This window comes from Microcoleus sp. AS-A8 (assembly GCA_039962225.1).
Classification (GTDB): domain Bacteria; phylum Cyanobacteriota; class Cyanobacteriia; order Cyanobacteriales; family Coleofasciculaceae; genus Allocoleopsis.
In genome coordinates this window covers 70,634-94,487 of sequence record JAMPKV010000010.1, presented here as the reverse complement: position 1 = coordinate 94,487, position 23,854 = coordinate 70,634, and the positions used below count along the sequence as shown (strand labels likewise).

The 23,854-nt window shown below is 46.0% G+C and carries 17 protein-coding genes; 10 read left to right on the top strand and 7 right to left on the bottom strand.

Annotated features, from left to right (window positions below):
- Nucleotides 1-188: 188 nt before the first annotated feature.
- Together NDI48_17380 and NDI48_17375 are read right to left on the bottom strand one after the other, a co-directional pair.
- Nucleotides 189-401: a hypothetical protein gene (locus NDI48_17380; protein ID MEP0832946.1), complete on the bottom strand. Its 213-nt coding sequence runs from the start codon at nucleotides 399-401 to the stop codon at nucleotides 189-191.
- A 234-nt stretch (nucleotides 402-635) separates the two neighbouring features.
- On the bottom strand, nucleotides 636-1,367 hold the full coding sequence (locus NDI48_17375) for a DUF4388 domain-containing protein (protein ID MEP0832945.1): 732 nt from the start codon (nucleotides 1,365-1,367) through the stop codon (nucleotides 636-638).
- A gap of 168 nt (nucleotides 1,368-1,535) precedes the next feature.
- On the opposite strand from NDI48_17375, the gene trpB reads away from it, so the two are divergent.
- The 3 genes from trpB (at nucleotide 1,536) to NDI48_17360 (ending at nucleotide 4,262) form a co-directional block, all read left to right on the top strand.
- Nucleotides 1,536-2,798 (top strand): tryptophan synthase subunit beta, encoded by a 1,263-nt coding sequence (trpB, locus tag NDI48_17370; GenBank protein ID MEP0832944.1) that lies wholly within the window; start codon nucleotides 1,536-1,538, stop codon nucleotides 2,796-2,798.
- Nucleotides 2,799-2,966: 168 nt separating this feature from the next.
- A complete protein-coding gene (locus tag NDI48_17365) occupies nucleotides 2,967-3,506 on the top strand; it encodes a CAP domain-containing protein (protein ID MEP0832943.1) in 540 nt (179 codons plus the stop codon).
- A gap of 126 nt (nucleotides 3,507-3,632) precedes the next feature.
- The gene (locus NDI48_17360) at nucleotides 3,633-4,262 is read left to right on the top strand and encodes a ribonuclease D (GenBank protein MEP0832942.1); all 630 of its coding nucleotides are present in this window, start codon (nucleotides 3,633-3,635) and stop codon (nucleotides 4,260-4,262) included.
- A gap of 63 nt (nucleotides 4,263-4,325) precedes the next feature.
- Here NDI48_17360 and NDI48_17355 read toward each other — a convergent pair whose 3' ends face one another.
- Entirely contained in the window at nucleotides 4,326-4,706 is a 381-nt protein-coding gene (locus tag NDI48_17355) for a rhodanese-like domain-containing protein (protein ID MEP0832941.1), read from the bottom strand.
- Nucleotides 4,707-5,114: 408 nt separating this feature from the next.
- Here NDI48_17355 and NDI48_17350 point away from each other — a divergent pair, with 408 nt between their 5' ends.
- Nucleotides 5,115-8,414: an ATP-binding protein gene (locus NDI48_17350; GenBank protein ID MEP0832940.1), complete on the top strand. Its 3,300-nt coding sequence runs from the start codon at nucleotides 5,115-5,117 to the stop codon at nucleotides 8,412-8,414.
- Between the two features lie 209 nt (nucleotides 8,415-8,623).
- On the opposite strand, the gene NDI48_17345 is transcribed toward NDI48_17350, so the two are convergent.
- Nucleotides 8,624-10,021 (bottom strand): hypothetical protein, encoded by a 1,398-nt coding sequence (locus NDI48_17345; protein MEP0832939.1) that lies wholly within the window; start codon nucleotides 10,019-10,021, stop codon nucleotides 8,624-8,626.
- 85 nt (nucleotides 10,022-10,106) lie between these two features.
- On the opposite strand from NDI48_17345, the gene NDI48_17340 reads away from it, so the two are divergent.
- Entirely contained in the window at nucleotides 10,107-10,328 is a 222-nt protein-coding gene (locus tag NDI48_17340) for a hypothetical protein (GenBank protein ID MEP0832938.1), read from the top strand.
- Between the two features lie 299 nt (nucleotides 10,329-10,627).
- Here NDI48_17340 and NDI48_17335 read toward each other — a convergent pair whose 3' ends face one another.
- Nucleotides 10,628-10,843, bottom strand: a complete 216-nt coding sequence (locus tag NDI48_17335; protein MEP0832937.1) for a M48 family metalloprotease — start codon at nucleotides 10,841-10,843, stop codon at nucleotides 10,628-10,630.
- Nucleotides 10,844-10,950: 107 nt separating this feature from the next.
- Nucleotides 10,951-11,436 (bottom strand): rhodanese-like domain-containing protein, encoded by a 486-nt coding sequence (locus tag NDI48_17330; GenBank protein ID MEP0832936.1) that lies wholly within the window; start codon nucleotides 11,434-11,436, stop codon nucleotides 10,951-10,953.
- Between the two features lie 540 nt (nucleotides 11,437-11,976).
- Here NDI48_17330 and NDI48_17325 point away from each other — a divergent pair.
- The 5 genes from NDI48_17325 to NDI48_17305 all read left to right on the top strand — a co-directional run bounded on the left by NDI48_17325 (nucleotide 11,977) and on the right by NDI48_17305 (nucleotide 22,018).
- The gene (locus NDI48_17325; GenBank protein MEP0832935.1) at nucleotides 11,977-13,362 is read left to right on the top strand and encodes an ABC transporter substrate-binding protein; all 1,386 of its coding nucleotides are present in this window, start codon (nucleotides 11,977-11,979) and stop codon (nucleotides 13,360-13,362) included.
- A gap of 35 nt (nucleotides 13,363-13,397) precedes the next feature.
- On the top strand, nucleotides 13,398-14,318 hold the full coding sequence (locus NDI48_17320; GenBank protein MEP0832934.1) for a sugar ABC transporter permease: 921 nt from the start codon (nucleotides 13,398-13,400) through the stop codon (nucleotides 14,316-14,318).
- A gap of 51 nt (nucleotides 14,319-14,369) precedes the next feature.
- Entirely contained in the window at nucleotides 14,370-15,239 is an 870-nt protein-coding gene (locus NDI48_17315) for a carbohydrate ABC transporter permease (GenBank protein ID MEP0832933.1), read from the top strand.
- Between the two features lie 292 nt (nucleotides 15,240-15,531).
- Nucleotides 15,532-16,680: an ABC transporter ATP-binding protein gene (locus NDI48_17310; GenBank protein ID MEP0832932.1), complete on the top strand. Its 1,149-nt coding sequence runs from the start codon at nucleotides 15,532-15,534 to the stop codon at nucleotides 16,678-16,680.
- 502 nt (nucleotides 16,681-17,182) lie between these two features.
- Nucleotides 17,183-22,018, top strand: a complete 4,836-nt coding sequence (locus NDI48_17305; protein MEP0832931.1) for a PAS domain S-box protein — start codon at nucleotides 17,183-17,185, stop codon at nucleotides 22,016-22,018.
- Here NDI48_17305 and NDI48_17300 read toward each other — a convergent pair.
- The gene (locus NDI48_17300; protein MEP0832930.1) at nucleotides 21,998-23,794 is read right to left on the bottom strand and encodes an iron uptake porin; all 1,797 of its coding nucleotides are present in this window, start codon (nucleotides 23,792-23,794) and stop codon (nucleotides 21,998-22,000) included. The two genes, NDI48_17305 and NDI48_17300, sit on opposite strands and share 21 nt — an antisense overlap.
- Nucleotides 23,795-23,854: the final 60 nt, after the last annotated feature.

Here is a 23,854-nt window from a genome sequence, read left to right as displayed (position 1 = left end):
GATTTTGTCAAGGGGTGAATTAAATTTTTAATATTTACTCTCGCCAATCGCCCAATTGGGTTGCCAGGAAATAGCGAACATGGTCACAGAACGAGGGCCCGAAACGAGTTGTCCCGTGCCCCATACCAGGAACAACGTAACAGGAACCGTCAGGGAATTGGCTAGCGCAGGCTTTTGCCGCCGCAACATTAACCAAGGGAATTGGCTAGCGCAGGCTTTTGCCGCCGCAACATTAACCAAGGGAATTGGCTAGCGCAGGCTTTTGCCGCCGCAACATTAACCAGAGGATCGCACTCGCCAATTAGAAAGCGAACCGGACGTAGGGAGTTGACGCGCTCAAGATAGGTCATTGGGTTGCAGGCACGACCGCACTCATCAGCGTATTTAAGGTGTTTAACCATCCATGGCAAAATCCTCCCCCCTGCTGCAAGGAGCCTGTCACCACCCCTAGACGACACCTCTACACCAATGGCAGGCATCAGGCGGAAAATGAGCTTCCACACAATACGGACTGAGTCCCACGTTATAATCTAAGATTTGGCGTGGCCAGAAAGGCCGGGACGACGAAGGAACCCAAATACAAACAAATTTAGGCCAATAAACTCCTTGTGTTGATAACCCATTAGTCCTGGAATTTATTGGCTGGTACAACACATCGTTTGAGGCTTTCTAGATTTCGGTAAATCGTAGGGTCGCTCGGATAAATCAAGAACTTGGTACAGTTTATTCATGCTATTTTCTGGGTCAAATAAAGATATATTTAAAGAATGAAAAAAGGCAATATCTAAAACTAATTCAAGCTGTTGGCAGAAATTTTTATAAGTTTTATTTCTTTGATTAATTTCCAGATTAAATTTTCTAGATTCAAAAATTTCTTTCAAGATAACTAATTTTTGCAAAACGCCTACTAATACGGCTGAAGAAATGCTCAAGCCTGTCATTTCTCGTATGGGTGCGGGTACATTTTGGTCGAATATAAAATGAGCATCTTTGAGCTGAAACACCGCACAGAGCTGCTGAATTATCTGAACTTGAAATAGATGTTCTAGGTGTTCAACCTGTAAAGCCCCTTGGCTCCTTAGGTACAAACCCAGCGGTTTATTCGCAGGACAAAATTGAGATAGTTTGGTAACGACGCGCTGACTCACCCACGGATATTGATTAATCAACGAAATTAAACCTTGCTCATTTAATTGATTAGCGGCTGCCACAATTCTTCCTTGATTCACCCAGAGATAATGCACAGAGGTTCGTGTGGTCGATTCTGGCAAAGCCCGCAGTGTCAGCAATCCAGTTTTATGTCCTTTCTCGACAAACTGAAAAATTTCAGGTAAAGAAAAATCCGTTAAAGCACCAGTAATAGACATAGTTGTTTAATTGAAAACCAAAGACTCAAAGTTTGATACTATTATTGTCTCTATTAGCGGGTATACAAGAAATATAAGAACAATAAACCTTTTTTAAATCAAGCTTTCAGCTCTCTCTGTAGAGCAGGGATTTATAATGGGTTTTGTCCTGTATGCTTTCTGTTCGCTGTGACCACCACTCCTGTGCCCCATAGTTCCCAATCCGATACTAATACCGCAAACCAGCAACCCGATACTTTAGGGCGCTTTGGGAAGTTTGGCGGTAAATATGTGCCTGAGACACTGATGCCTGCTCTGTTTGAGCTAGAACAAGCTTTTGAGCAATACTCAAAGGATTCGGATTTTCAGACGGAACTGCAACAGTTACTGCGAGACTATGTTGGACGCCCCAGTCCACTCTATTTTGCTGAGCGCCTGAGTGCCTATTATGCCAGACCCGATGGCAGTGGGCCGCAAATTTATCTAAAACGGGAAGACTTAAATCACACCGGTGCCCACAAAATCAATAATGCCTTAGCTCAGGTGTTATTGGCTAAACGGATGGGTAAGCGGCGGATTATTGCGGAGACGGGTGCCGGTCAGCATGGCGTAGCAACCGCAACGGTGTGTGCGCGCTTTGGACTGGAATGCATTGTCTATATGGGCGTCCAGGATATGGAACGGCAGGCGCTGAATGTGTTTCGGATGCGGCTTATGGGCGCGAGGGTGCAACCTGTATCTGCGGGTACAGGTACCCTAAAAGATGCCACTTCAGAAGCGATTCGAGACTGGGTGACGAATGTGGAAACCACCCATTACATCTTGGGTTCAGTGGCAGGGCCCCATCCTTACCCGATGATGGTGCGCGATTTCCATGCCGTGATTGGTCAAGAGACTCGCGCACAGTGTCAGGAAAAGTGGAGCGGTTTGCCGGATATTCTATTGGCTTGTGTAGGCGGTGGCTCCAATGCGATGGGATTGTTTTATGAGTTTGTTCACGAATCGACGGTGCGGCTGATTGGTGTTGAGGCCGCCGGAGAAGGTGTGGATTCGGAAAAACACGCGGCAACGCTGACTCGTGGGCGTCCAGGGGTGTTGCATGGTGCCATGAGTTATTTGCTGCAAGATGATGATGGGCAGGTGGTCGAGGCACATTCCATTAGTGCGGGACTGGACTATCCTGGTGTTGGCCCTGAACATAGTTATTTGAAGGATAGTGGTCGGGCAGAATATTATGCGGTAACTGACCAAGAGGCGATCGCCGCACTTCGCAGGTTATCGGAGTTAGAAGGAATTATCCCAGCTTTGGAAACGGCTCATGCGATCGCGTATCTGGAAACTCTGTCTCCTCAACTCACGGGCAGTCCCCGTATTGTGATTAACTGTTCGGGGCGCGGTGATAAGGATGTTCACACGGTGGCTAAGTTCATTAACTTAGAGACTGGGGAATAGAAGGGGACGTTGGCAGCCGTAACTTTTCGTAGTAAGCGCTTCAGCGCTTTACGCCTTAGCGGTTACGACCAGCAGAAAACCGTACAACGGCAAACGTTAGAGTAGAAGGGTGGGTAGTACCTATGTATTGTCAAGTGTGGACACGACCGACCCTATCTACTGATCAAGATGCAAAAACGTTTAACAAAGTTTATTTTCGGGCTACTCGTGCTGACGGCTGGAGTGAGTAGCTGCGATTCCTCTAGCATTATTGGTCAATCTCTCCCATCCGAGAGTACACCAACCTCAACCGGAGATCAAAGTTCAAAGCCACCTGAGTTCGCAGCAATGGAGGAATCGGTTCATCAACAGGTTAATCAATATCGCCAGTCCCGGAACTTGCCACCGCTAAAATTAGATGCCCGGATTAGCGAACAGTGCAGAATTCACTCTCAGGCGATGGCGAGTGGTGAGGCGACCTTTAGCCATGACGGATTTGAAGATCGGGTAAAAGCGATCGCGAAATCCATTTCCTATCGCAAGGCGGCGGAAAATCTTGCCTACAACATGGGTTACTCTAAACCAGGCGAACAGGCGGTTGAGGGCTGGATCAAAAGCCCTGGTCATCGTAAAAATATGGAAGGGGATTTTGACATAACGGGCGTTGGCATTACCAAAAATGCCAAGGGCGAGTATTACTTAACGCAAATTTTCATCAAACGCCGATAATTGGGTTGAAGGTTACCTGGTTAGCTGGTTGAAAGTTCTAAGCTATCCTATCCTTCGGGTTCTGCTTTGAAATACAACCTTCAACCTTAAAACCTTCAACCTTCAACGTTCAACCTCAACTTTGGTATGGAATTGAAAGATTTTCAAGTTTGCGAACGCGACCTTCCCGACGCCTTATATCAAGAGTATCTTCAAGCTGAGGCGATCTCCGTTGATACAGAAACAATGGGGCTAATCTACCTGCGCGATCGCTTGTGTCTCGTACAATTGTGTGACCCTCAAGGCAGAGTCACGGTGATTCGCATTGCCAAAGGACAAACCGACGCCCCTAACTTAAAACAATTACTAGAAGCGCGTCACGTCCTAAAAGTCTTTCACTTTGCTCGTTTCGATTTAGCGACCTTACAGCAACATCTCGACATCCAAGTCAGGCCGGTATTTTGCACAAAAATTGCCAGCAAGCTAGCCCGCACTTATACTAACCGCCACGGACTCAAGGAATTAGTCCTGGAATTAGAACAGGTAGAACTCGATAAAACGTCTCAAAGTTCTGACTGGGGGAATGTTGCCAACCTTTCAGACGAGCAATTGCGCTACGCCGCCAATGATGTCCGTTATCTGCTCAGTGCACAGCAAAAACTCATTACCATGCTCCAACGAGAAGAACGCTGGGAACTGGCTCAACAGTGCTTCGAGGCTTTGCCGGTGATCGTGACTTTAGACTTGTTGCAATACAAAGATATCTTTGAACATTAAGAGGGTAGGTAATGGGTAATTCAAGAGCAATAAATTTTACCTTTTACCTTCTGCTTGACCGACTCACAGTATGGTCATGGTTGACATCGGTTCCACCGGATAGCCAACGGCTTTCCATGCTGCCAAGCCTCCTCGGATTTCAGAGACATTGCGATATCCAGCCTCACGTAATCGAGTTGCGCCAATGGTTGTCTCTTCATCAGTTTCGCCGTAAACATAAATATCGCGACCTAGTTCCAGTTTGTTCAAAACTCGGTCTGCGGATTCATTGAGCGGCATAGGCACAGCTCCCATAATATGGCTGAGGTTGAACTCTGTGCGATCGCGCACATCAATAATTGTCAACGCCGGTTCTCCCCAGTCCAACCGCGCCTTCAAATCGTACACCAGGGACTTTGCTTGCAGGGGGCGGGATACAGGATTCATATCAAAAAAGTTACTCATAACTCCATACCATATTTGGTAGCATCTTCTGCAATGTAGCAATAAAATTTCTAAATTTCAAATTTTATGGAAAAACCTTGACTTATTGACCCATTTTTGAATAGGCGCTAATTTCATGCCTTGAGCTTACGGCTTTCCTCATCTCTCCAAGCTAGCCAGTAAGATTGTTTCAGGACTGACGAAGAGCGCTCCACCTCACCCTCTCACTCTCCGTAACAAGGAAGATAAACGTAACCACAGGAGGTAAAAGTTTGGACGTACATCCGAAATATCTGAAAACTATTCACAAAGCTGATGGCGACGAATATGCATCCTGAATCAGGGGAGGGGGCCGGAGCTAAGCGTGAGGATGGGGGAGATTATTGCTGGTCAGTTATTTCTGCCTGGGTGTACTAGGAAATCCAAAATATGAAGCTTGTAGTTAGTTGGACTCATACCCGCATGGCTTGGTGTATAGGCGCTCTCATGGTGGTTTTGCTGAGTATCCTGCCATTCATGCTAGCGCCTAGTCAGGCACCAGCTCAAGCTGCGACATCCCCGATAGAACTCACGCAAGGATGGCAATATCGCTGGGACAAGTCTCCAGGGGATGTAACGGGTATTTCTATTTGCGATCAAGAAGCGATTTCAAGTCCTAATTGGCAATCGTTTCGGTTTCCTAAAAAACTGGATAAGCCAGCAGACGCAAAAATTCTTTGGTTGCGTGTACCCTTGCCAGCAGGTCAATGGAAATCTCCAGCCCTTTATTTGCGCTCTGTCCCCTACATTTTAGGAGCTTATTTTCAAAAGCAACGGATTTATAGCCAATATTCGCTAACACCTTCGGGTAAAGCTCAATTAACTAATTATCAATGGCCTATTGTTACTCTTAATTCAAATTTTTCCAATCAATTTCTGTGCTTTCAAATTTATGCGGGCAACTCTTCTTCTCGCTATATTGGCTTGTTTGATCGGGTTACCGTTGGTTCTCAGATAGACTTACTAAAACGATTAATTAAGCAAGAATTAGATGAAATATTAGGGATATTTTTTGCTTTCTTAGGTTTAATTTCTATTTTACTAGCCTCCAATCGACAAGAGAAAAAATCCTATTTATCTTTTGGCGCTTTAGCCATACTTATTGCTTTATATACCATTGCTCGTTCTGATTTAATTACTTTATTTATCAAGAATTATATCTTATTGCATTATACCCATTACATCTCTTTTTATCTGATACCCATTAGTGCTTGTTTCTTTTTTGAAGAAATGTTTGGCTTGCGTTACAAAAAACTGATTAATGGGTTATGGAAGATTCATCTAATTTACGCTGTTATAGCATTACCTTTAGTGGTATTTCAATTAGTATCTTGGAGTTCTACAGTTCTGCCAGCGCAAATTTTATTATTATCAAGTTCTCTAATTTTATTGATAATTTCTATTAAGAACTCTCGCACAGGCAACTGGGACGCTAAGTTGTTCACGACTGGATTTTCCACGCTTACCCTATGTGTCATTCATGATGTTTTGATTTATATCTTTGAACCTGTACACTGGTATCAAAAATTCTATCCTTGGGGAACTCTAATTTTTATTTTATGTTTAGGGTTTATTTTAGAGCGTCGGTTCAGTGAAGCGCGGAAACGATTACAGGCTTATGCCATAGAACTAGAGAAAAAAAATGCAGATTTGCAAAAAATGAATCAACTTAAGGATGAATTTTTAGCCAATACTTCTCACGAACTTAAAACTCCTCTTAATGGGATTATCGGTATTGCTGAGTCATTAATGGATGGCGCAACAGGCCAGTTATCTCAAAAAACTTTATTTAATCTTTCTCTGATTGCCTCTAGTGGTAAACGTCTATCTCAGTTAGTTAACGACTTACTAGATTTTTCGCAATTAAAGCACAAAAATATTGACCTAAAAATTCAAGTTGTGGGAATCCGAGAAATTACCAATGTTGTATTAATGCTTTCTCAACCCCTGGTTGGTAAAAAAGATTTACGGCTGATTAATAAAATCGATCCAGAACTTCCCTCAGTTGATGCTGATGAAAACCGATTACAACAGATTTTGTACAACCTAGTTGGTAACTCGATTAAGTTTACTCCCAGTGGAACTGTTGAAGTCTCTGCGACCGCGGTTAATCATGAACTGGAAATTACAGTTGCGGATACGGGTATTGGTATCCCAGCGGATAAGTTAGACCGAGTTTTTGAATCCTTTGAACAAGCGGATGGCTCAATTGCTAGAGAATACGGGGGAGCAGGTTTAGGTTTGGCAGTTACCAAACAGTTGGTACAGTTGCACAATGGCAGAATTTGGGTAGAGTCTACGGTGGGAGTAGGTTCTCGTTTTACCTTTACTTTACCCATATCCCAAGGCAAGGTAGAGCGGAAAGGACAAGCAGAAGTATCAAAAGTTCAAGTGTTCTCTGTTATGACAGAGGCTCCTAATAATGTTCTAATGGAACAGGAAATTTTAGTCTCCAAAACGAGAGGGTTTCAAATCTTAATTGTGGATGATGAACCCGTCAATCTTCAGGTTCTCGTCAACCATCTTTCTCTGCAAAATTATGCAATTACTCAAGCTGCCAACGGGATGGAGGCATTAGAGTTAATTGATCAGGGACTTAAGCCAGACTTGATTTTGCTGGATATTATGATGCCCAAAATGACTGGGTATGAACTTTGTCAAAAAATTCGTGAACGGTTTCCTGCGAATGAGTTGCCTGTTGTTTTGTTAACGGCTAAAAATCAAGTGTCTGATTTAGTAGAAGGATTTAGTGCAGGTGCCAATGATTATTTGACTAAGCCCGTCTTAAAAAATGAACTTTTAGCACGAATTAAAACCCATATTCGCTTAGCGAAGATTAATGCCGCTTACGGGCGTTTTGTCCCTCATGAGTTTTTACAATTTTTGGAACGAGAGAGCATTATTGATGTTCAATTAGGTGACCAAGTGCAGAAAGAAATGACGGTTCTTTTTGCAGATATTCGCTCCTTTACCAATTTGTCGGAGAAGATGTCTCCGAAAGAAAATTTTGACTTTCTCAATGCTTATTTAAGCCGAGTGAGTCCAGTAATTCGTAAGTATCACGGTTTTATTGATAAATATATCGGTGATGCCGTGATGGCGCTATTTCCCCAAGCCGCCGATGATGCTGTACTGGCGGCAATAGAGATGCAAAAACAAGTTTCTCTTTATAATATTTATCGACAAAAGACGGGTGAAGAACCGATCGCGATCGGAATTGGTTTACATACAGGCAGTTTAATGCTGGGTACAGTGGGAGAACCAGAGCGGATGGAAGGTACCGTGATTGCAGATGCTGTAAATCTAGCGTCTCGTTTAGAAGGGTTAACGAAGCTTTATGGCGTCGATATTTTAATCAGCGAAAAAACCCTGTATGGTTTAGATGACTCCCAAAAGTATCATTATCGCTTTCTCGGTCGCGTCAGAGTGAAGGGGAAGAGTCAACCGGTGGATGTCTTTGAAGTTTATGACGCCAACCCTGAACCTGTGATTCATCTAAAGAGACAAACCCGCACTGAGTTTGAACGAGGAGTAGCTCTTTATGTGGAAAAGAACTTTGCCGAGGCGCAGGACGTTTTTCAGGACGTTTTGCAACGAAATGAGCAAGATAAGGCCGCTCGACTCTATATAGAGCGCTGTATCAAAGCTCGAAAATTTGGCGTCTCTGAACTTGATATTGTAATGAACTAAGATTTGTCTACAAACTTTTAGGCAGGTAAAAAACTCTCCCCATCTCTCCTGTGTCTCCGTCTGTGTCTCTTTGCCTCTGTGGTGGCCTGCGGCAAGCCGCTACGCGTCTACGTTAAAACCTCATATCGCACCCAACTCAACAAAACCCTAAACTAGAGGCCCATTTAAAAACAGATAGAATCCTTGAATTCAAAATTGGACAGCTCAACCTAGTGAGGTTTTGTTTGGCTAAACGTAGTATCTAGACTCAATTCACGCAAAGCTTCAATCCGATTAGCAAAAACTTGCTCCACCGCGTTGATGATGGTGCTGAGTACCTCAGATTTGAGTTGGCAAAGAAAGTCTGTTGCCGAAATCGATCCTGCAAAGAAGGCTTTCGCTTGCTTGAGTAAATATCCCACTGAATCAAACCCGATGGATCTAATGATATAGGTAGCAACGGGCGAGTTTTTTAGATCATAAACCGACTCTTGATTTCGTCCTTGAATTAACAGAGCTAACACCTCAGCTTCTAAGGTGGTTTTAGGCTCTAGAGGAATGAGCAGATCGGGGAGAAACTGAGCTAAGGTGGGTGTACTGGTTCCTGGTCTTGGTAATTCTCCCATCAGAGTGGACAAGGGAATATTCCGTCCTAGGCGATAGCTGATCGCTTCTAAAATAGCGATAGTAATCACCTTGATCGCTAGATAAAGTCTGGCGACTTCTAAGTTCTTTTGCGTTTGAGAAATCAATATACGGTAGGTTGGATCATCCGGTTCTTCCATAAACTGCTGGAACACTATTTCGGGCTTGAGGAAGTTCATAAACTCTTCCATCTTGTGCAGAGAGCGGCGGTATCCCTGCACGGTGTAAGAATCAGCATTACTCAACTCATGATTCGTTTCAGGCATGAGGTTCCAGGTATTGTCCAAGAAATCAGCCGAATTGGGAAAGGCAAAATTCTCCACATCCCGGTTGACTAAACGCACTGAACGCTTGACAACAGCAATGGTTTGCTCTTCATCCCAGCCAAAGTTAAACTGATGATTCGCGGCTATCAAACGCTCGTAGAGCCGCTCACTCGGAGTTAAACCTGATTCAGATAAGTCCCGGAAGGGAATGGTCGCTTCAATACAAGCGACGATCTGAGCAATGAGACTGGGTGACAACACAGGCTCTAAAGCCATGGCAGCAATGACTGCACTTAAGAATTCGTTTTGCCCTTTAAAGGGAGAAAGAGTTTCACCAGGAACCAATCCAAATACTGCCACGACAATTTCAAACATCAAGTGATTGGGCAGTGTGGCAGATTTTTCGATGACTAGCTTGCCTTGATCTTCCAAGATAAAAGGTGCTAAGTAACGACTGATGTTGAGATTCATGCCATGATCGACTTGCACATAGACGATGTCATGAAATAAAGCCGCCAAAATTTCAATGGCATCAACAGAGCCACCGACCTCAAAGATGTGTTCAGTGGTATGAAAATAGCGCCAAGGGCCAGTCATGGTTTGAATAACCAATTCAGTGATCTTCTCAATTTGAACCGGATCACTTTTTCCCGCTAACTGGGCTATTGCCCAAACTAAACGATCTTTGCAACGAGCACGAGCAACTTCTAGCTCCATCAGTACCACCTCATTCCCCAATTTAAACAGTCACAGAAGGTGCGGACATAGGCAGCACTTGTGACGGACATCGGTTTAAAGCCGAATGGTGCTGATCTACGGGGCTGATAGTCGCCTGTTGCGCTTGCAAGTACGCTCCCGGCTACTACGAACTTCAGTTATTCAGTACCACTCGTCTAAAGACCCTTACCCGCGTGCGGCTGTTCACCCCAAAGTGCCACCGCAATTGGTAGTCACCCTTTACTTTACCTGGGACAGAGAAGATTTGCCTTTAACTTTCCCAGCAAAAATTTGCACTATTGTCTGATCTGTGGATGAAAGCCTGACTCTATTACACGGGTACTCTTTGTTTTTAATATCGAGTTGCATTCCAGCTAATCAGTTTTTCTGCGCCTAGTGCAGGGTAGCCGGAGAAAAACGTAACTGTTGGGAGTGGGGGAGTGGAACCGGAAAGTTTGCAGGCAAACCCTAAGCTCATAACGAGTTCAACCTACTGCCCTGACTCTCCTGACTCTCCTGACTCTAAAAGTCAAGCCATACTCATCCGCCTTGCGTTCCTAAGACTGGGAAAATGCGATCGCCAGATGCCCTCAACCCCGGAAGCCTCTACTCACTGTAACGCCCCAGCATCACTGAATAAGATGGCAAAGGCGCTCTATACGATAGATAAGCGCCCCCCAACCCTCGCCAATGGTCGCGGTGGGCAAAATGACCCAACTCATGCCCTAATACCATCATCAGCTCATTTTGCGACTTCGCCTGTTGCACTAAATCGGCATAAATCACGATCGCATCACCCGGTAGTGCGAGCCTATCGCCCAAAAAGTTGGGGCAACCTGAAAAGATTGCCCCCTTCTACTGTTATCTTGCGTATTTTATGAGGTGAACCCTGTTAAGGCACTATAGTTCCTTAACTTGTCCGTCAAACGTTATACGTTTTTTGACGTAACTTGCGCGTGCTTATCTAAGCGCGATTTAACATTGTATTCGGCGCTGCTGCTATCATACCCGGTTTCAGCATTGCCTTCGGTCGGCCCACCAATCGCTTTCCAAGCTGCAAGTCCGCCTCTTAACTCTGATACGCTCTCAAACCCAGCTTGGCGTAGTTGGTTAGCGGCTTGAGCTGATTGTTCGTCGCTGTCACCGTAAACATAGATTTCGCGCCGAGGCTCAAGACTATCTAATGCCCTCTGTGGCAAGTCTTCCATCGGCATTGCCATAGCGCCCAGGATTCGAGATGCGTTGAAAGCTCCGCGATCGCGTACATCTAGAATTGTAAACGCCACTTCGCCCCATTCGAGACGTTGTTTGAGAGCTTGAGCGCTCGACTGCGGCATTTGCTGGCTTGGCGGAGTAGGCGTAACGTTCGGAAGCTTATCTTTCGCATTAAGAATTGTATCTTCAATGTCTGCCATAAAGATTTATCACTGAATTACATCAATTGCAATTTAACAAGGTATTCATACTCAACCGTCCTTCTTGAGACGGAGGATTGAGTAAATCTTCCTAAAGACAGAATAGTTTTCTCAAAAAGCTAACTTGATTGAATATTGGCAGTTTTCAAGTTTACAAAAGCTGAAAGAGGCTTTTGTAAAGGTAAATTAGAGAGATTTGCTAAAAAATAGAAGGATCGAACTGGAAAGGTATTAAATCAAGCGCTCGCTCCGAGTTCAACGGTTTTCCTTGATTTTTTATTCCCCATGACACAAAGTCTTTATCCATCTTTATATCCTGGGATAGATGCGGCAGTCTTAAATATATTTATTTCCCAATAAATATTGTTAAAAAATCTGAAGATAGATAGATTTTATTTTCTTTTTATAAGTGGCTTGAGCGACAGGTAAGGAAATCAAGATAAGACTAAATAATCTGTCGGCACTAAAAAGCGATCAGTATGCCTTAGGTATTAATTATATGCCACAGGCAGATTTTCCGATAAATCTCCCTTGCTCAAGATGAAAGATATTAAAGCACGAGGCGTCCTATCAAGACGCCTGCAAAGACTAATAAAAAAACTGGGAGTTCCTCGTCTTTTAGGAATCCTTTTTGCATGGATTCTCATCTTCCAAGTTTGGATACTGCCCGCACTGACGCAACAGCCTGTAGTCATCACAATGATGACGCAAGGTCAGGACTTGGCGAATTGGACACCCTTTCTTGAGGAATTTCAACAGAAAAATCCCGACATTCGCATCAATGTTGTAGAAGGGCCATTTGATACCAACCTACAAGAGAACCTCCTCACCTCTGCCTTTCTCTTAGGAGACTCGCCCTACGATGTTCTTAACCTCGATATTGTCTGGGTGCCAAAATTTGCCGCCGCAGGCTGGCTAAGACCTCTGGACGACAGAGTTCCTGCTGAACAATTAGCAGAAATGGTTGAGAACAACATCGACGGTGGGCGCTATCAAGGCAAACTCTATCGGATGCCGACAAACTCCGATGCTGGAGTCCTTTACTACCGCACCGATCTCTTAAAGCAAATTGGCGCGAAACCTCCAGAAACCTTTAGCGAGATGCTGGGAATTCTTCAGAACTTGCAGAAGTCAGGAGCAAAAGATACCAATTGGGGTTACCTCTGGCAAGGCAGGCAGTACGAAGGTGTCTCTGCCATGTTTGTCGAGGTTCTCGAAGGCTTCGGTGGCTTCTGGGTTAACCCAGACACGCTTGAGGTCGGTCTTGACCAGCCGCAGGCCATCGAGGCGGTTCAATTTCTACGCAACACCATTACCCAAGGCATTTCTCCGCGTGGCGTCACTACCTATGGAGAAGAAGAAACTCGCCAGATCTTTCAAAGTGGTGGCGCAGTTTTCTTACGCAACTGGCCCTATGTCTGGAAACTGGTAAATCAGGAAGACTCAAAAATTCGAGGTAAGGTTGGCATCCAACCCATGCTTCAGGGCGCGGGTCAAGCGGGTGGTTCTTCCTTAGGTGGATGGGGTTTAGGAATATCCACGACGACCAAACACCCAGATCAAGCATGGCGACTCATTCAGTACATGACCAGTAAAGAGACGATGCGCCGATTTGTTTTAGAAACGGGGTTGATTTCTAGTTACAAAACCCTGTTTACAGAGCCGGAAATTATGGCGAAATACCCCCACTTTCCGCAACTTTTAGAAGCCGTTCAGCAATCGGTTTTACGGCCTCCTGTTGCCCAATATGCCCAAGCTTCGGATATTTTGCAACGCTATCTCAGCGCGGCTTTTACGAATGGAATGAGTCCACAAGAAGCGATGCAGGCCGCAGCGGGGGAAACCCGTAACTTATTAGGCCGTTTGCAGCCTGCTCGAACTTCTCAAGACTCAGCGCCTGCACAAATGCTTGTGATTCGTTCTTAAGATTCGCACTTCATCCTTCATCCTTCACATTTCAAATGACTACTGCACAGGTAAGAGACGTAATTCGAGAACAAGAACAGCGGACTGGGTGGTTTCTACTCTTACCCGCTATCATCCTACTGTTGCTGGTATTTGCTTATCCCATTGGACGCGCTTTCTGGTTAAGTCTATTCACGCAAAATTTGGGCACCCAACTACAAACAGAATTCTCCGGCTTGTACAACTACGGACGAATGGTGGGCGATGGGCGCTTCTGGCGAAGTATGTGGAACACGAGCATCTTTACCGCCGCCTCCGTTTTACTGGAATTAGTATTAGGAATGGGTGTGGCATTGGTACTCAATCAATCCTTTAAAGGGCGCGGGATTGTCCGAACGATTACCCTAATTCCTTGGGCGTTGCCAACTGCTTTAATGGGACTCGCTTGGGCTTGGATTTTTAATGACCAATTCGGGGTTGTTAATGACATCCTCATACGCTTGGGAATCATTAATACGGGCATTACCTGGCTAGGCGATCCCACTTTAGCTATGGTGGCTGTGGTTCTCGCCGATGTTTGGAAAACAACACCGTTTATTGCCATCCTTTTGTTGGCTGGGTTGCAATCCATTTCCACTGACCTCTACGAGGCTCATTCTATTGATGGGGCGACTCCCTGGCAGAGTTTTTGGAAAATCACCATCCCCCTATTAATGCCCCAAATTGTGATTGCGTTGTTGTTCCGATTTGCCCAAGCGTTCGGCATTTTTGACCTAATTCAGGTGATGACTGGGGGTGGGCCAGGGGGAGCCACGGAAACAGTTTCTCTCTATATTTATGGTACCGTGATGCGTTACTTGGATTTTGGTTATGGAGCGGCACTCGTGGTTGTGACTTTTGTGTTACTGATTGCCGCTGTGGCGATCGCGGCTTATTTCTTGTCCAGAACCCGTGCCAATGCCGCAGGAGCGAGATAGTTAAAAGTTGTCTTTTGCACCTTCAACCTTAAACCTTCAACCTTCAACCCTATGGCTATCGCACACGATCAACCCGCTCAAAAAACCTCTACCTTCAACTGGCGAAAAATTATTTTGCCCATCTCTGTTTTTTTTGTCGTTATTTTCTTCATGGGGCCAGTTCTTTGGCAGGTACTAACATCCTTCAAAGTCAATCCAGATATCTCTGCCATTCCCGCTGTTTACTTTCCCACGCGGCTCACCCTCGGACACTATCTGTCTTTATTCGTGCGGCGTCCCTTTACTTTGTACATCATCAATAGTGCGTTTGTTTCCATCACTTCAACATTGCTAGCGTTAGCCTTAGGTACTCCTGCGGCTTATGCCTTGGCACGGATGCGACTATCGGGCGAAAAAATAATCCTTGGAGCTGTCTTGATCGTTACGCTATTTCCGGCAGTTCTGCTTTTTTTGGGACTGTTAGAAGTGGTCAGAATGACCCATTTAGGAAATAACTACTTGGCTCTGATTCTTCCTTACACCGCGATTAATTTGCCGTTAACGATTTTAGTTATGCGGAGTTTTTTCCAACAACTGCCGAAAGATTTGGAAGATTCTGCCAAAGTAGATGGCTACAATACGGTGGAAATGCTAATTAGGATTGTGCTGCCGATGACGCTGCCTGCACTGGTGACAACCGGCATTCTCACCTTTATCTCTGCCTGGAATGAGTTCATTTTTGCCTTAACGTTTATCACCCGCGAATCGATGAAGACAATACCCGTTGCCACAGCTCAGTTAAGCGGGGCATCGGCTTTTGAAATTCCCTATGGGCCGATTGCGGCTGCTACAGTATTAGGAACCTTACCTTTAGTTATACTGGTGCTGTTGTTCCAGCGTAAGATTGTCCAGGGTTTAACCGCTGGTGCTGTCAAAGGATAGTTGGGAGCAAGGCTTTTCTCAAGCTTCGCCTAAGTAGGCGAATGTCAATAAAATCGCAATCATCTGTAGTCAAACTTTACATAGAAAAGCCGATGGTATTGCATGTTACCAATCTACTGTTCACTGGATTCTGCCGACACAAGGAAGGATAAATTGTGAGTTTTAATACATGATTAATTCACCTTTAATTCTTGCCCTTAATCGGTAAATTTATTGAAAATAACCCTGAATTAATTGTCTAATCAGGTTTAAATCTACCCCAAAAATTTGTGTGAAATAAGTAATAAAAACTATGGCCAACCTTGAACTCATAAATCTCAACAAAACGTACACGCCTAAAGTCATTCCTGTCAAAGACATCAGTATAGATGTTAATGAAGGGGAGTTTCTTACCCTGCTAGGCCCATCGGGATGTGGTAAATCAACCCTACTACGCTTAATTGCTGGGTTGGAGCCACCGACCCGTGGCAGAGTGGTGATTAATGGGCGCGATGTCAGCCGTGTTGGCCCTGGCAAGCGCAACATTGCCATGGTATTCCAAAGCTACGCTCTCTACCCCCACATGACGGTTGCGGATAACATCGCGGCTGGTTTAAGGCTACGCAAAATGCCCTCCGATGAAATCCGGCGGCGCGTCGAGGATGTAGCCCAGAAGCTGGGGCTACAAAGCTTAATGGATCGCAAACCGGGTCAGATGTCGGGGGGGCAACGGCAACGGGTTGCTCTCGCTCGTGCTCTGGTGCGCCAACCGGATGTCTTTTTGTTGGATGAACCTTTGAGTAACCTGGATGCCTTGTTGCGGGAGCAAGTGCGGGCGGATTTAAAACAGCTATTCGAGAAGCAGCAGGCACCTGTGGTTTATGTGACTCACGACCAGACGGAAGCCATGACTCTTTCTAGCAAAGTGGCTGTACTCTACGACGGGAACTTGCAACAGTTGGCACCGCCCCAGGAAATCTACACCAGACCGGCTAACCAATTTGTGGCGGGTTTTGTCGGTAGCCCCCAAATGAACCTATTGACTCTCTCCTGCCAAGGCAATCAAGCGATCTTAGGTGAGTTTAGGATTCCGATACCCAACTTACCCACACCGCCTTCACAGGTTGTTCTGGGCATTCGTCCAGAAGATGTTCACCTTGCCAGCCCAGAGGATCGGGTGACGGTTCAGGGTCGCATTTTCTTGGTGGAAAACTTGGGGATGCAGAATTTAATCAGCGTTATGGTGAAGGGTTCAGAGGTGAGGATACGGGCTTTGTTGCCGGCGCATCAGGCGTGGGAAGGAGAAGAGGTGAGCCTATCCATGTCACCGCAAGCGATTCATTGGTTTGATGTGCACAGTGGCGATCGCATCCAAAATCACTCTTCAGAACAAACCCCTCAGTCTCTCGGTCTTCCTTCAGTCGAGAACGGCTCAATTCAATCCCAGCGTCAATTCACCTAGTTCTGCCACAAGACTCCCGCGTTCGAGTCTATCCACACCCTCGAACTCATAGGAGTGGCACTGTCTTGGGCGCTTCTACATCAGGAAGCGCCTGTTTATTGGGTGATGAAATCGGGCTTAAAGGCGCGATCGCGATTTTGGGGAAATTACACGGTTACTGAAACCGAAATTTTAATAGGCTACTTCATAAATCCTGAGAGAGTAAAATTAATTTATCCAGTGAAACCTCTCTTTAGATAGAGAGTTAGTTGACTAATTTCCCTAAAAATCTTTGGTGTACAAGTGTGATTACCTCTTTTCCCGAAACATCGCTGTAGAGTACCATCCAAAGCCGTGACTCTTGCTTAAAATTACTACTTGTAGTAGATGCAGCCAAATCTTAATAAACAAAAATAAAAATTAAAGAGTTTTTATTTTTTGAAATTATCAAAAGTATCTTTAATTTAAAAAATCTAGCTTTGTCAAGTCAGATCACCAATAAGCTGAAGGGATATGACACATTTTGGCAGATAGAGCAATACAGAAGGAGGCAGCCTTGCAAGTGGAAGAATTTGCTGATCAAATAGAAGCCATGCGCGATCGGCTTCGCCAGTGCGCCGAGCGTAATCACTGGCTCTCGCTACACCAAAATGTAAATCAATTGCCTTTGCCACAACAAAATTGGCTGGAGGAAGTTTTGCAGGAAGTAGGTGCCTTCTTAGAAGAATTATCGGCCGCTCGTCTCTGCCCTTGGAGGGGCGAACCATTTGACCCACAGCTTTTTGTCACACCCTTCCCTGACCAAGAACAAGAATCAGGGAACCTGCCCTGCGTGCGCGACATCATTCTTGCCCAGCAAGCAGAGCAAAGGTTGCGGGAGAACGAACAGCGGTTTCAGTCTTTGAGTGCTTGCTCACCCGTCGGCATTTTTCTCACAGATGTCGAGGGTCGTTGCACCTACACGAATCCACGCTGTCAGGCTATCTGTGGTTTTACTCTTGAGGAAAGCTTGGGAGTGGGTTGGTCGCAGTCGGTTTATCCGGAAGATCGGGAGAGAGTATTTGCAGATTGGTCAAAGAGTACTCGTGAAGGTCGCGAATACTCCGACGAGTTTCGCTTCCAAACCAAGGAAGGAACGGTTCGCTGGGTTCACATCCGCTCATCGCCTATGTTCTCGGACAAGGGCAAACTGATTGGTCATGTTGGCACAGTCGAAGACATCACCGAACGCAAACAGGCAGCACAGCGGCTTAAAGACAGCGAGCATCGCTTGCGAACCATCATCGAAACCGAACCGGAATGCGTGAAGCTCGTGGCAGCTGACGGCACCCTACTGGATATGAATGCAGCTGGACTTGCCATGATTGAGGCTCCCAGCGCTGATGCTGTGATGGGTCAGTCAGTCTATTCCTTGATTACGCCAGAGCATAGAGAGGCGTTTATTGCTCTCAATGAGAGTGTTTGCCAGGGCAACAGGGGTAGCCTTGAATTCGAGATTATTGGATTGCAAGGTACCCGTCGCTGGATGGAAACTCATGCTGTCCCTCTGCCCAGTGAATCAGATGGAACACTGATACACTTAGCAATCACGCGGGATATCACGGTTCGCAAGCAGGCAGAGGAAGAACTGCGTCAATTAAACACGGCTCTAGAAAACGCTGTGGAGGGGATTTCGCGGCTGGATACCCAAGGGCGCTACATCACTGTAAACAAAGCGTATGCCAGTACACTGGGTTACCAACCTGAAGAAATGATTGGTATGGCATGGCAGCAAACGGTCCATCCTGACGATGTGCCAAAGTTGATCGATGTCTATCAACAAATGCTCAAAACTGGTAAGGCGGAAGTAGAAGCAAGGGCTGTACGCAAAGATGGTTCTAACTTTTACAAGCAAGTGGTGATGGTTGCCGCTTATGATTCGCGACACCAATTTATCGGTCATCACTGCTTCGCGAAAGACATTACTGAGCGTAAGATTGCAGAGGAAGCTATAAAACAAGCTAAACAAGAGCTGGAAATCCGAGTTGAGGAGCGCACGGCCCAATTAAGGACGATCAATGAGCAATTGTTGAGGGAGATTAGCGAACGTAAACGAGCGGAGGAGGAATTAGAACACTCACTCTCTCTACTGCGTGGGACGCTTGAAGCCACTGCCGATGGCATTATTGTCAGCCAAAATGGGACACACATAGCGACTGTTAATCAAAAGTTTATCGAGATGTGGGGTATCCATGAATCGGTCATCGCCTCACAAGAGATCAAGCAACTCGTGCCGTTGCTCGTAGAGCAGCTAAAAGAACCCGAAGCCTTTATAAGCCAAACACAAGGATTATTGTCCCAAGTGGACGCAGAAGGCTACGGTATCGTAGAACTCGAAGATGGGAGAATTTTCGAGCGCTATTCGTTGCCCCAGCGGATAGGAGGAAACATTGTTGGCAGAGTTTGTAGCTTTCGGGATATCACTGAGCGCAGACGGAAAGAGGCGGAACTCGCAGAAAGCCAGCGCAGGCTTGCCTCACTGATTAATTCACTTCCCGGTATTGCTTTCTCCTGCTCAAACGACCCGGAATGGTCAATGAGATACCTCAGCGAAGGTTGCCTGAACTTGACTGGCTATACCAGCGAAGAACTCTTAGAAAGTGGAGTAGTTTCGTATAACTCTATTACACATCCCGAAGACTTACCAAAAGTTCTCAGTACGCTGGAGCAAGCTGTTGCCAACAAGCAACCTTATGTGGTTGAGTATCGCATTCGTACCCAATCCGGTGAAGAGAAATGGGTCTGGGAGAAGGGCAGCGGAGTATTTGGCAGCAAGGGTGAGGTACTTGGCGTTGAAGGGTTCATCACTGATATTAGCGATCGCAAGCAAAGCGAAAAAGCCCTTCAAGAAAAAGAAGAGTTCCTAGAGTTAGTTCTGGAGAATATCCCCCAGTTTATCTTCTGGAAAGACAGAAATTCAGTCTACTTTGGTTGCAATCGCAACTTCGCCCTGGCTGCTGGCTGTTCTACTCCAGAGGAGATTGTTGGCAAAACTGACTACGATTTGCCTTGGAAGCAGGAGGAAGCAGACTTTTTCCGGGAGTGCGACGCCCGTGTGATGGAGACGGATACACCCGAATATCACATCATTGAACCCCAACTCCAAGCGAATGGTAAACAGGCTTGGGTGGACACGAACAAGGTTCCACTTCATGACGCACAAGGAAATGTTGTCGGCATCCTTGGCACTTACGAAGATATTACTGAACGCAGGCAGGCAGAGCTAGAACTGCAACAAAGCGAACAAAAGTACAGAAACCTCTTCCACAATTCATTAGTCGGCATGTTTCGCAATAGTCTCGCGGATGGTACGGTTCTGGATGCGAACGAGGCTGTATTAAAGATGTTTGGCTTCGATTCTTATCAAGGAGTAAGAACTATTGATTTGTATGCCAATCCAGCCGATAGAGAGAATCTCAAACAGCAGCTACTTGAGCAAGGATTTGTCGAAAATTTTGAATCCCAAGTTCGCCGACAAGACGGTTCGCTATTTTGGGTGTCCTACTCTGGCAAGTTATATGGCAAAGAGGGCTACTTAGAAGGCGTGATGATCGACATCACCGAACGCAAACAGGCAGAAGAAGCACTCAGGACAGCCAAACAAGAGTTAGAAATTCGAGTTGAGGAGCGTACCACCGAATTAAGGCAAGCGATTAGGAAATTGCAAGGTGAGATTGAGGAGCGCAAGCGGACTGCGGCGGAACTACAGCGAAGCGAAGCGAGATTTCGGGACTTAGCCTGTCGGGAAACACTGCTCAACCGCCTTGCCAGTCAGATTCGCAACTCCCTGGCTTTGGAGACTATCTTAGAAACCGCCGTACAAGAAATCTACCACCGATTAGCTATTGATGTCTGCGTCTTTGCCTGGTATACAAAAGACGGAACTTCTTCCGGTTGGGATGTGGTTAAAGAGGCCAAAAATCCCGATTTGCCCAGCTTTTTGGGTTTATATCCCTTAGAAAGTTGGCGTCCGTTTACCTGTAAGCTGGTTGATCGCGAAGACTTCCAAGTCGATCAGGTCACTCAGAGCCATGAAGCTGTGCAGCAGACGCGACTCCCTTATGGTACGACAGCTCTGTTATCACTGCCCATTGAGACGCAATCGGGTCAATTGGGAACCCTAACCTGTGGGCGTTTGGTTTCTTGGCAATCTTGGACGGACGAAGAACTGGAACTACTACAAGCGGTTGCGAACCAACTGGCGATCGGGATAAATCAAGCGCAACTCTACGAACAAAGTCGCATTGCCGCGACGACGGCTCAAACCAAAGCAACTCAGCTTGAAGTGGCTCTGCGCGAACTTCAGCAAACTCAATCGCAACTGATTCAGTCGGAAAAAATGTCCTCTCTAGGGCAGTTAGTCGCGGGTGTCGCTCATGAAATCAACAACCCACTCAACTTCATCCACGGCAATCTCAGCCATATTAATCAGTATGCAAAAGACTTGCTCAATCTAATTCAACTTTATCAAGAATACTACACCCGCCCCGCACTAGAAATCCAAGCTGAGACGGAGGCTATTGACTTGGAGTTCATCAAGGAAGACTTACCTAAAATTCTGTCTTCGATGACCATGGGAACCGATCGCATTCGCCAAATCGTCTTATCTTTACGTAACTTTTCCAGAGCTGAGCAAACTGAGAGAAAATGGGTTGACATTCATGAGGGTCTTGATAATACCCTACTGATTCTTGGTCATCGCCTGAAAGATAAAGGACATCGTCCTAGCATCGAAATCATCAAAGAGTACGGCAACCTGCCCTTAGTGAAGTGTTATGCCGGACAACTCAATCAGGTGTTCATGAATATCCTCACGAATGCGATTGATGCCCTGGAAATGAGGAATGAGTCATGGGCAATGGAGCCTGAGCCAGGGAGTTCCTATTTTCAATTACCAAGTCCTCAATCCCAATTCCCCAAGATTTGGATTCGTACCGAAGTGAACGAAAGTCATCAGTTAGTCATTCGCATAGCTGATAACGGCCTAGGGATGACGAAAGAGATACAGCGAAGAATTTTCGATCCGTTCTTTACGACGAAACCGATCGGCTCAGGTACAGGTTTAGGAATGTCTATTAGCTACCAAATTGTTGTAGAAAAACACGGGGGTCAATTGCAGTGTATTTCTGCACCGAACCAGGGCACCGAGTTCTTGATTTCTATTCCTATTCACCCTCCAAAAAATAATGCCTTAGCCCAGGAAAATTTAGCCATGAATTTGGCTGTTGAAGGGTCAGCCAACCGGGCAGAATTTGATTGTACCTGTAAGAACAGCCACCGCACCTGTCAGCCTGCCGGATTAGAAGCTGAATGTAGTTAGCAATGTTCCCACAAAAATCGAATCATTGGCATTGTTATGTTCGGGATTGAAAATGACAAAGAAACTGGGAGTGAGAAAAAGGTTGTTTTTCAGCTTGTAACGAAAGAAACCTTCTACACGATAAGACGTATCCAAATCTCTACGGCTGATCACATCATTCCCACGCGCCCTCGGCGGCATTCCAAAAATGAAACCCAAGGCGTTGCCTTCTTTGCCAAAATCTCGAAACGCCATCGCGATGGCATAGTTCCAAATCTCTGCCTGATCTCCTTTGTTAACCAGATCACCATTCACTAGGGCACTGTCGGCTTCCGCTTGCGCTGTGGTCATACCGACCCAACCCCCAATGGCAAAACGAGAAGTAAATCGATATTGGGCTTCGATACCATAAGCATTGCCTGAAGTCGCGATCTCTTCGCCAAAGGGTGTTTGAGCCAAGGCACTGCCCGTATTCCCGGTGATATTCGTTCCCTCGCCCGGTTGAGGTGAGTAATAACGCACGTAGGTAAAAGCAATATCAAAACTCTTGGTGGGAGAGAAAGATAGCTGAGCTAAGGCTCCAAATTGACCCTCGAAGATGCCCCTCTCTAAGCTTGGACTAGAGAAATTTCCCGGACTTCCTAAATAAGTAAAGGAGGCTAGAAGTGCTTCGCTCAATCGAACATTCAGCGCCACGCCTGCACCATCACTGAGGCGATAAATGGGGTTGCGTTGCCCAAACCGGGAAAGTCCCCCTCCAGCCGGATTCAATTGAGGAGCAATGTCAGAAGACCCCAAGCCTTGAGATGCAATGAAGACTTCCAGGCGATCGCCAATGGAGAAACGGTAGGACAGCGAACCTAGAACAATATCGTTGCCAGTAGGGCCAGTACGGGTATCAAAGTCATACAAGGTCATGTCTGTACCCGTGACCGAGGCGTCCAAGGGGCTGAAATTTCCCGCTTCCAACTTGACGCGCAATAGGTCTTTCCCCGTGAAACTGCTGTCAAAATTCAGACCCACCCGACCTGGGGCAAAGGCATTAACATTTAAGTCCTCAGTGGGTTCTTGTCCAGAAGGGACAGCCTTCCGGTCACCCCAAGCGTCAATTAAACCAATGTCTGCCGACCCTGTTAGCTTGGTTGTGGTGGAAAACTGATGGTCTTCCAGAAAGGCAACACGGCCTTCTAGGGTATCGACTCGCGTACCCAAGGTGGCGAGTTCGGTTTGAAATTCCTGAACGATACGTTGCAGAATTTCTAAGTCCTCTCGCCTGACCAACACACTCGTGGAAGAAGCCATCAAACGCTCAAGTTGTTGCAAACAAGCATTCAATCCAGCCGCAAATTCATAGCGTGTCATGGCGCGATTGCCCCGGAAGGTGCCGTCAGGATATCCTGCAATACAGCCGTAACGTTCGACTAGCGATCGCAACGCTTCATAAGCCCAGTCTCCGGGTGAGACATCGCTGAGTTGGGTAACATTCGTGATTTGCCCCATCGAGTCATCCGCACTCGGATCAGCACTATCGTCGTTGACGAGTTCTACATCCTGAGAGCTGGATTCAGCCGTTGCCGTTTCCGAGGATCGCTGTGGTTCATCCAGAGTCGGGTTTGCCAAATCTTGAGCGAGACTAATCTCTGAAGGGCTTAAAGCTGTGAATGTGGGTTCCTCAACCCCTACAAAAACAGGTTCTAATTTGGAATTTTGAGCTGCAAAAGTAGTATTTGCCACCAAAAAGGAAGCACCCAAAACCACTGGACTCGCTGTCAAAGCGCTCCAGATAAATCTGAACATTTTTTTTCTCGTTTAAACTTGAAATTAATTAAGTAAGCGCTCCTAACTCAGATAAATTAG

Coding starts and splice junctions, on each gene's coding strand:
- NDI48_17320 (MEP0832934.1), top strand. CDS start 13,398: ATGACTACTGCACAGGTAAGAGACGTAATTCGAGAACAAGAACAGCGG.
- NDI48_17355 (MEP0832941.1), bottom strand. CDS start 4,706: ATGAGTAACTTTTTTGATATGAATCCTGTATCCCGCCCCCTGCAAGCA.
- NDI48_17340 (MEP0832938.1), top strand. CDS start 10,107: ATGGTGCTGATCTACGGGGCTGATAGTCGCCTGTTGCGCTTGCAAGTA.
- NDI48_17365 (MEP0832943.1), top strand. CDS start 2,967: ATGCAAAAACGTTTAACAAAGTTTATTTTCGGGCTACTCGTGCTGACG.
- NDI48_17380 (MEP0832946.1), bottom strand. CDS start 401: ATGGTTAAACACCTTAAATACGCTGATGAGTGCGGTCGTGCCTGCAAC.
- NDI48_17360 (MEP0832942.1), top strand. CDS start 3,633: ATGGAATTGAAAGATTTTCAAGTTTGCGAACGCGACCTTCCCGACGCC.
- NDI48_17315 (MEP0832933.1), top strand. CDS start 14,370: ATGGCTATCGCACACGATCAACCCGCTCAAAAAACCTCTACCTTCAAC.
- NDI48_17375 (MEP0832945.1), bottom strand. CDS start 1,367: ATGTCTATTACTGGTGCTTTAACGGATTTTTCTTTACCTGAAATTTTT.
- NDI48_17330 (MEP0832936.1), bottom strand. CDS start 11,436: ATGGCAGACATTGAAGATACAATTCTTAATGCGAAAGATAAGCTTCCG.
- NDI48_17300 (MEP0832930.1), bottom strand. CDS start 23,794: ATGTTCAGATTTATCTGGAGCGCTTTGACAGCGAGTCCAGTGGTTTTG.
- NDI48_17350 (MEP0832940.1), top strand. CDS start 5,115: ATGAAGCTTGTAGTTAGTTGGACTCATACCCGCATGGCTTGGTGTATA.
- NDI48_17325 (MEP0832935.1), top strand. CDS start 11,977: ATGAAAGATATTAAAGCACGAGGCGTCCTATCAAGACGCCTGCAAAGA.
- NDI48_17310 (MEP0832932.1), top strand. CDS start 15,532: ATGGCCAACCTTGAACTCATAAATCTCAACAAAACGTACACGCCTAAA.
- NDI48_17345 (MEP0832939.1), bottom strand. CDS start 10,021: ATGGAGCTAGAAGTTGCTCGTGCTCGTTGCAAAGATCGTTTAGTTTGG.